The organism is Methanoculleus sp., assembly GCF_036677455.1.
In the GTDB taxonomy this organism is placed as follows: Archaea; Halobacteriota; Methanomicrobia; order Methanomicrobiales; family Methanoculleaceae; genus Methanoculleus.
On record NZ_JAVBWL010000005.1, the window covers coordinates 68,424 to 76,689 of the forward strand.

Sequence of the window (8,266 nt, forward strand, 5' to 3'; positions counted from 1 at the left end):
CTGCCCCATGCCCACGCCACCTCTTTCAGCCCGGCCTGAGAGGGATCATCGCCGGGTACGAGTGCGGTATCTCTCGACGTTCGGCGTCAGTTTTTCCAGATGGGAATTTGCCAGTTATAGGGCATTTTTATAGGAACAGCAGTATGGATCGATGTTTGATATGAAATGGCTATATTTATCATCCCTTCACCGAACAGTTAGATCGGTGACGGGCTCAATGTATTATGCTCACTCTACGGGCGATCCTGACAAGCGTGACTGGCAGTTGCTGAAAACTCATCTACAGAACGTGGCCGATATTGCTTCGGAGTTTGCAAATGACTTCAACGCCTGTGACCTTGCGTATGCCGGGGGTCTGTTACATGATGTCGGGAAGTACTCTCCTGAGTTTCAGAGGCGCCTTGAGGGTGCTACCATCCGGGTCGACCATTCGACCGCCGGTGCACGGGAAGCAGGGGCGCTGTACCCGAAACAGTTGAGCCGTATCCTTGAGTACATCATCACCGGGCACCATGGGGGTCTCTTAAACTACGGCAACGATGAAAACGGGCTTGAGGAACGCCTGGGAAAGGCGTTTCTACCTGACTATTCAGCGTATCGAGACGAGATCCCAATCCCTGATCTCACGAGGTTTCGCCCGAGCCTCCGGCCGATACAGAAGAGGGTAGGGTTTTCGATAGCCTTCTATACACGCATGCTCTACTCGTGCCTCGTCGATGCGGACTCTCTCGACACCGAAGCATTTGCAGACCCCGGTTCATCCTCTCTCCGGGGGCAGCACGAGTCTTTTGACATTCTATCTCGAAAGTTCGATGATCACATGGCCACCCTCCACTCCGGTGCCAAAGAGACCCCGATCAACAGGCAGAGGAGAGAGATCTACGAACAGTGCAGGGGGATGGCGGCTCACCCCCCACAGATCTTTTCCCTGACCGTCCCGACCGGCGGGGGGAAGACGCTCTCCTCGATGGCATTTGCACTTGAGCACATAAAGCAACACAATCTGGAGAGGATCTTTTACGTCATACCCTATACGAGCATCATCGAGCAGAACGCCGCAACGTTCAGGAAGATCTTCGGGAGCCGAAACGTGCTGGAACATCACAGCAACTTCGACCCAAAGGCCCTAACCGACGATGATGTTAATTCGGTGGAACAGTACCTAAAACTCTCGGCCGAGAACTGGGATATGTCGATCGTCGTAACGACAAACGTCCAATTTTTTGAGTCACTCTTCTCGAACAAGCGGTCAAGATGCCGGAAAATCCACAACCTTGCCCGGAGCGTGATCATACTCGACGAAGCCCAGATGTTACCGACGGATTACCTGAAGCCCTGTCTCCAGGCCCTCTCCGAGCTCGTCCAGAACTACGGTTCCACGGTCGTCATCTGCACGGCGACCCAGCCGAAACTCAGCAATCTTCTGGACGAAAGCGTCAGGCCAGTCGAGATCATGAGTTCGCCGGCAGATCTCTACGAAGCGTTCCGACGGGTACGTGTGAACGATCTCGGGTCGCTGAACGATGAAGAACTCTCCACGAGGCTGCAGGGACACCATCAGGTGTTATGCATCGTCAACACCAGAGCCCATGCACAGCACCTTTACGATGCGCTCTCGAAGCAGGGCGGGTGCTACCATCTGAGCGCCCGGATGTGCCCCGCCCACAGGAGGAAGCAATTAAAGGAGATCAAGGACCTGCTCACTGCGGACGAAGAGTGCCGCGTCGTCTCGACCCAGCTGATCGAGGCTGGCGTGGACATCGATTTCCCCATCGTCTACCGGGCGATAGCCGGCCTCGATTCCGTTGCTCAGGCGGCCGGGCGGTGCAACCGCGAGGGGAAAGCCGAACGGGGTGAGGTATACGTCTTCCGGTCGACCGAGCGGTATGGTCAGGCCACGAGTTGGCAGAAGCTGACGGCGGAGGTCGGCCGGATGGTCATGGACACGTACGATGATCCACTCTCCCTTCCGGCCGTCGAGAGTTACTTCCAGAAACTCTACTCGTATAAGGGCGATGATGGGCTTGATCTGAAGGGAATACTACCTTTGTTCGATAAAAAACCTCAGAAATGCAAGTTTCCATTTGAAGATGTTGGATGGAAGTTCAGCATCATCGAGCAGGGCACAAAGGATCTCATCGTTCCCTATGGCGAAGATGGCAGAGCACTCATCGACGAGCTCCGGATCAGCAGGTCCCCGTGGAAATATGCACGACGCCTGCAGGGGTACACAATCAACATCTATCCCAACGAGTTCAGGGAACTGGAACACACAGGTAAGATCGATTGTTTCGGTGATAAATTCTACGTGTTGAACGATATCGACAGATATTCCGAGGAAACCGGACTTATAAATGAAAAAGGCTATATGGGAGAGGGATCACTACTGATTGTATAGGGGAGGAGGAAATAGTGTATGGAGTAACTGTTAGAGTCTGGGGCGACTATGCCTGCTTCACCAGGCCCGAGATGAAAACGGAACGGGTGAGTTACGACGTGATAACCCCCTCGGCTGCACGGGGTATCCTCGAGGCAATCCATTGGAAACCTGCCATCCGCTGGAAGATCGACAAAATTCACGTTTTAAACCCGATAAAGTTTGATAACATCCGTCGGAACGAGAGAGCGGGTAAGATCCCTGCGAGTAAGGTGAAAAGTGCACTCCGGGGAGGAAATGTCTCTCTTTTCCAGGATGCGACAGAGGATGCTGTTCAACGAGCGTCCCTAGTGCTCCGTGATGTCTGCTACTGTATTGAGGCGCATTTCGATCTGACCGATCAGGCCGGCCCTGAAGACACCGTTGAGAAGCATTACAACATCGCTCTCCGCAGGATGCGGAAGGGGCAGTGTTTTCACCAGCCTTATTTCGGCTGCCGTGAGTTCCCTGTTCGGTTTGAACTCATTGAAGGAAAGATGCCGATGTCTTTCTACACCGGGGAGAATGGGGGAGAGAAAGATCTCGGGTTCATGCTTTATGACATCGATTTTGCCGATGATATGAAGGCCATCTTTTACCGGGCGGTCATGGTAGATGGCGTCATCGACGTACAGCGATGCCTCGGCTTCAGGGGCGTAGCATGATCATCCAGTCTCTCTGCCGTTACTATGACATCCTTGCGGAGGATGAAGATGCAGCGATCTCCCGGCCGGGATACAGCAACGGAAAGGTGTCGTTTGCGTTGGTCATCAGCCCGGAGGGGAAGTTGTCGTATATCGTCGATCTCAGGAGCGACGATAAGAAACCGCGGCCAAAGGATATGGATGTACCTCTGCAGGAGGTCCGCTCATCAGGCATAGCGCCCTACGTCCTGTGTGACAACGCGAAGTATGTCTTTGGCGTCGAGAAGCTCAAAAGAAGCGAGTTTGAGAAGAAATTCTTGAACCCTTCTAGTAAAGGAGCTTCTCCCGATCACAGGATATTGGCTAAGAGCGACAAGGAGGTCGTTCTGGTCCATCAGCGCTCACGGGACTGCTTTGAAGCCTTTAAAGCTCGTCAGCATGAGGTGCTCGATACCCTCAAGGATCCGGGTATCCAGGCACTCCTGGCATTTCTGGATACTTGGAACCCCGAAGACTTCACCAAACATCCAAAGATTGTTGAGTATATGGACGACCTGCTCGCTGGAGGGAACTGCGTCTTTGAGTCTGAGGGTCTATTTCTGCACAAAAAACCTTCCGTAATGAAGGTCTGGGAAAAGCATTGCTCTGACCGTGGAGGCAGTGGAGGCTTTACTGCACAGTGTCTTGTGACCGGCCAATCGGATACGGTAGCCCGTATACATCAGAATCTCAAGGGAGTCACAGGAGCCCAGATGTCGGGTGCTTCACTTGTCAGTTTCAACGACGAGTCGTTCTGCTCGTATGGCAAGAGAGGTGATAAGCAAGGGCTCAACGCTCCGATCAGCGAACCGGCGATGTTCAAATACACCACCGTCCTGAACTATCTCCTCGCTCACAAGGACTACCGGATGCGGATTGCCGATACAACAGTTGTCTTCTGGGCGGAGACGAGTGGTACCACCTGCGAGGAGGCTGTAAGTTTCTTCCTTGATCCCCGCGAGTACGCGGAAGACAACGGTGTAGAATCCTCGGATCCAGCAAAAGTGCAGGATCTGCAAAAGATCGAATTGATCGGTGATATCCTCGACAAGGTCAGGAAGGGCCGGAAGATCCACACTGAAGATATCGGAGCAGATCCGGAGACGAATTTCTACATGCTCGGTCTCTCCCCCAACAACGCGAGACTCGCGGTGCGGTTCTGGCATGTGGATACGTTTGGTAACTTCATCGCAAGAGCCGCACGTCATCATCTGGATTTGGAGATTGTCAGGAGCGATTACGATCCACATTATGTATCGATCTATCGCCTGCTAAAGGAGACCGTTGCATCTAGTTCCGATAAAAAAACATCGGACCCTGATAAAAAAGCCTCCGGTTCCAATAAAGTGGCGGCCTCACCGCTCCTTGGCGGCCTCATTATGAGAGCCATCCTGAGCGGCGGCCCATACCCGGTCCAGATGTACAGCGCAATTCTCAGCCGGATAAAGGTTGAGCGGTCGATTAACTCGGTCAAGGCGGGCTTCATCAAAGCCTACCTGCTTCGGCTTGTGAGAGCCGGTTTGACAAATCTGAAGGAGGACATGATTACTGTGAGTCTAAACGAAGAGAGCCAGAATGTACCGTACCGCCTTGGGAGGCTGTTCGCAGTGCTTGAGAAGGCGCAGACAGATACGAACAGAGAGATGAAGAGCACGATCAACAGCAAGTACTTCAGCAGCGCATCAACGACGCCGGCTGTGGTCTTCCCCGTTCTGCTGAAACTTGCACAACACCACATTGCCAAGTCGGACTGGGGAGTCAAGATCACCCAGAATATCGAGGAGACGTTGACGGGAGTTGATAAGTTCCCGGCGTACCTGAGCCTTGAGGAGCAGGGGATGTTCATGCTTGGTTATTATCACCAGCGGAAGGCGTTTTTCACGAAGAAAGAGGTAGTTGCAGGCGGGAGTGAGTGATTATGAGCGAACCAATCAAAAACCGATATGAATTTGTACTGTTGTATGATGTCGAGAATGGAAACCCAAACGGCGACCCCGATATGGGGAACATGCCACGGGTCGACCCGCAGACTGGCCACGGGATCGTCACCGACGTCTGCCTCAAGAGGAAGGTCCGGGATTACGTTGACCTTTTAAAGGGTGACACTCCCGGCTACGAGATCTACGTTAGATCCGGCGTGGTCCTGAACGAGCAGAACAAAAAGGCATATAACTATCTCGGCATCGAGCCCTCCAACAAAAAGCCGAAGGATGACCAGTTGACAAAGTTCATGTGCGATAATTTCTTCGACATCCGGACGTTTGGCGCCGTGATGACCACGGATGTGAACTGTGGACAGGTCCGCGGGCCGGTGCAACTCAATTTCGGCCGGAGCATCGATCCGATCTTCCAGCAGGAGGTTACGATCACCCGTCAGGCGGTCACGAACGAGAAAGACATCGAGAAGGGCCAGACGATGGGGAAGAAGCAGATCGTTCCTTATGCGCTCTACCGCACCGAGGGGTACATCTCCGCTCACCTTGCTCAGAAGACGACGGGGTTCTCCGAGGACGACCTGGAACTCTTCTGGGAAGGTCTTGTCAATATGTTCGAACACGACCACTCAGCCTCACGGGGCAAGTTGTCCGCCCGAAAACTCGTCGTCTTCAAGCACGGTACGGCACTGGGGTGTTGCCAGTCGCATATCCTGTTCGACAAAGTCAAGGTGGAGCGTGTCTCCGGGGATATGCCTCCGCGCTCATTCGGGGATTACCGTGTCGCTGTTGACAAAAACGTGCCCCCCGGTGTCGAGGTAATCGAGAAGTTATGAGCAGGGCACGGTACACCGACGAAGAACTGCTGGCGCTATCGGGGATCCAGCACTTTTGTTTTTGTCGACGGCAGTGGGCGCTCATCCATGTCGAGCGGCAGTGGGAGGAGAACCAGCGGACGACAGAAGGCCGTCTGGTCCACCAGCGGGTGGACAACCCGTTCTTCACCGAGAGCCGCGGCGATGTCGTCATCTCACGGGCGTTTCCTCTCATCTCGTATACGCTCGGTCTCTACGGCGTGGCGGACGTTATCGAGTACACCCGCTCTGAAGACGGTGTGCCTCTTCCGGGTCGCGAAGGACGCTGGATAATGCGCCCGGTGGAGTACAAACGGGGAAAGCCCAAGATCGACGAGCGGGATGAGGTCCAGCTGTGTGCACAGGCGATCTGCCTTGAAGAGATGTTCGGCGTTCACATCAGTCGGGGCGATTTTTACTACAACGAAGTCCGGCGACGAGTGCCGCTCCTGTTGTCCGCCGAATTGAGAGATCGGGTTTGCTCGCTGTCGGAAGAGATGCACGACCTTTTCGCAAAAGGTGTCACACCCCCTGCCGACGCCTTCCGGAAGTGCAACCTCTGTTCTCTTCAGAACGTCTGCGTGCCGAAGTTGACGAAGAAGAGTCTTTCCGTCCGCAGATATGTGCGCAAACACGTGAACGAGGCTTGTATTGGGGATGACTGAATGTTGAGGGGAGTATACTTCCGGGAATGCATCCCTATCATCGAGGTCCGCTGTGCATGAGAAAACTGCTGAATACGCTGTATGTGACCACACCAGAATCATACCTGACCCGCGAGAGGGAGAACGTTGTCGTTAAAGTCGATAATGAGGAGAAATTCCGTATTCCGATCCATAATCTCGAGGGGATCGTCTGTTTCGGATACATGGGGGCAACCCCTCACCTGATGCGGCTCTGTTCTGACAACAATGTCGGCCTATCATTTTTAACGCCGTCCGGGAAATTTCTGGCACGGGTTAACGGGCGAGTACGCGGCAACGTTCTGCTGCGGCGGACCCAGTACCGAAGAGCAGATAATTGCGATGAGTCGCTGGAAATTGCAAAATCTTTCATCATCGGCAAGATCGTGAACTGCCGGACGGTGCTCGGCCGGGGCATCCGCGACCACGGTTCTGTCATCGATTGCGATAGGATCCAGGCGGTGGATGCTCTGTTGATCGAGAACCTCCTCAAGATCGAGGGCTGTGATTCTGCCGATACGCTCCGAGGGATCGAGGGAAATTGTGCGAAGTTCTATTTCGTTACCCTTGATGAGTTGATCCTCAAGCAGAAGGGCGACTTCTACCTCTACGAGCGAAACCGGAGGCCGCCACTGGACAACATGAATACACTGCTCTCGTTTTTGTACACGCTCCTTGCACACGATGTCGAGTCTGCCCTGGAGACGGTGGGGCTCGACCCCTACGTCGGATTTTTCCACACCGACCGGCCCGGACGAGCGAGTCTGGCGCTTGATATGATGGAAGAACTGCGGCCATTCATGGCCGATCGGCTTGCCCTGAACCTCGTGAACATGAAACAGGTCGGGAGAGATGATTTTCTTAAAAAAGAGAACGGCGGAGTTCTCCTAACCGAAACCGGAAGGGAAAAGGTCATCGGGGCCTGGCAGAAGCGGAAGCTGGACACGATTACGCACCCGTACTTGAACGAGAAGATACCCGTCGGGCTGCTCCCGTATGTTCAGGCGATGCTGATGGCCCGCTTCCTGCGGGGCGATATTGACGGTTACCCACCGTATTTTATGAATTGAGGTGTTCTGAATGATGGTTCTGGTCACGTATGATGTCAACACGGAGACCCCTGAAGGAAAGAGACGGCTCCGCAGAGTAGCAAAGGAATGCGTAAATTACGGGCAACGGGTCCAGAACTCTGTTTTTGAGTGCCTCGTCGATCCGGCACGGTTCGCAATGCTTAAACATACCCTATGCGGAATGATCGATGAAGAGAAGGATAGCCTTCGGTTCTATTACCTAGGGAAAAACTGGAAAAACCGAGTGGAGCACTTCGGTACAAAGGAAGGGTACGATCCGGAGGGTTTATTAGTAGCATGACCCTGCGAACCCCTGGTGCACAGCGATTCCCCGGGAGGTTCGCGGAGAAGTTTTGAAAATATTATATCTTCTTTGTGGTATAGCAGCCAAGGTGTTCGTAGCGGGAGTTAGCCCTGAGCCGGGCACCACTTTGGAATGTTTATCCTCAGACTAATATATTTGTAGCAGGATTTTGCTTGATGTACTACGTTTGTCATAAATAACATTTATCTCTCCGCCGATTGAATATCAATAGATTCGGATCGGCCATTCCTCTGTAACAGTGGGGGGGTGTTGATGCGGATTGTTTTGCGGTCGCACCCTTCACGGGTGCGTGGATTGAAAT

7 protein-coding genes are annotated in these 8,266 nt (G+C 53.5%); all 7 read left to right on the forward strand.

Annotated elements, in window-relative coordinates:
• Window positions 1-205 precede the first annotated feature (205 nt).
• The 7 genes from cas3 to cas2 are packed head-to-tail and all read left to right on the forward strand — an operon-like array spanning window position 206 to window position 7,941.
• Entirely contained in the window at window positions 206-2,398 is a 2,193-nt protein-coding gene (cas3, locus tag V6K60_RS01450) for a CRISPR-associated helicase Cas3' (RefSeq protein ID WP_332448731.1), read from the forward strand.
• A 14-nt stretch (window positions 2,399-2,412) separates the two neighbouring features.
• Window positions 2,413-3,081, forward strand: coding sequence for a type I-C CRISPR-associated protein Cas5c (gene cas5c, locus V6K60_RS01455; protein ID WP_332448732.1), 669 nt, complete (start codon window positions 2,413-2,415; stop codon window positions 3,079-3,081).
• On the forward strand, window positions 3,078-5,015 hold the full coding sequence (gene cas8c, locus V6K60_RS01460; protein WP_332448733.1) for a type I-C CRISPR-associated protein Cas8c/Csd1: 1,938 nt from the start codon (window positions 3,078-3,080) through the stop codon (window positions 5,013-5,015). The genes cas5c and cas8c overlap by 4 nt, the downstream gene beginning before the upstream one ends.
• A 2-nt stretch (window positions 5,016-5,017) precedes the next feature.
• Window positions 5,018-5,869: a type I-C CRISPR-associated protein Cas7/Csd2 gene (gene cas7c, locus V6K60_RS01465; protein WP_332448734.1), complete on the forward strand. Its 852-nt coding sequence runs from the start codon at window positions 5,018-5,020 to the stop codon at window positions 5,867-5,869.
• Window positions 5,866-6,552, forward strand: coding sequence for a CRISPR-associated protein Cas4 (cas4, locus tag V6K60_RS01470; RefSeq protein ID WP_332448735.1), 687 nt, complete (start codon window positions 5,866-5,868; stop codon window positions 6,550-6,552). Before cas7c ends, cas4 begins: the two co-directional genes overlap by 4 nt.
• Before the next feature lie 56 nt (window positions 6,553-6,608).
• Entirely contained in the window at window positions 6,609-7,640 is a 1,032-nt protein-coding gene (gene cas1c, locus V6K60_RS01475; protein ID WP_332448736.1) for a type I-C CRISPR-associated endonuclease Cas1c, read from the forward strand.
• Between the two features lie 10 nt (window positions 7,641-7,650).
• Complete coding sequence (cas2, locus tag V6K60_RS01480; RefSeq protein ID WP_332448737.1) at window positions 7,651-7,941, forward strand: CRISPR-associated endonuclease Cas2; 291 nt, start codon at window positions 7,651-7,653, stop codon at window positions 7,939-7,941.
• The last annotated feature ends 325 nt before the right edge of the window (window positions 7,942-8,266 follow it).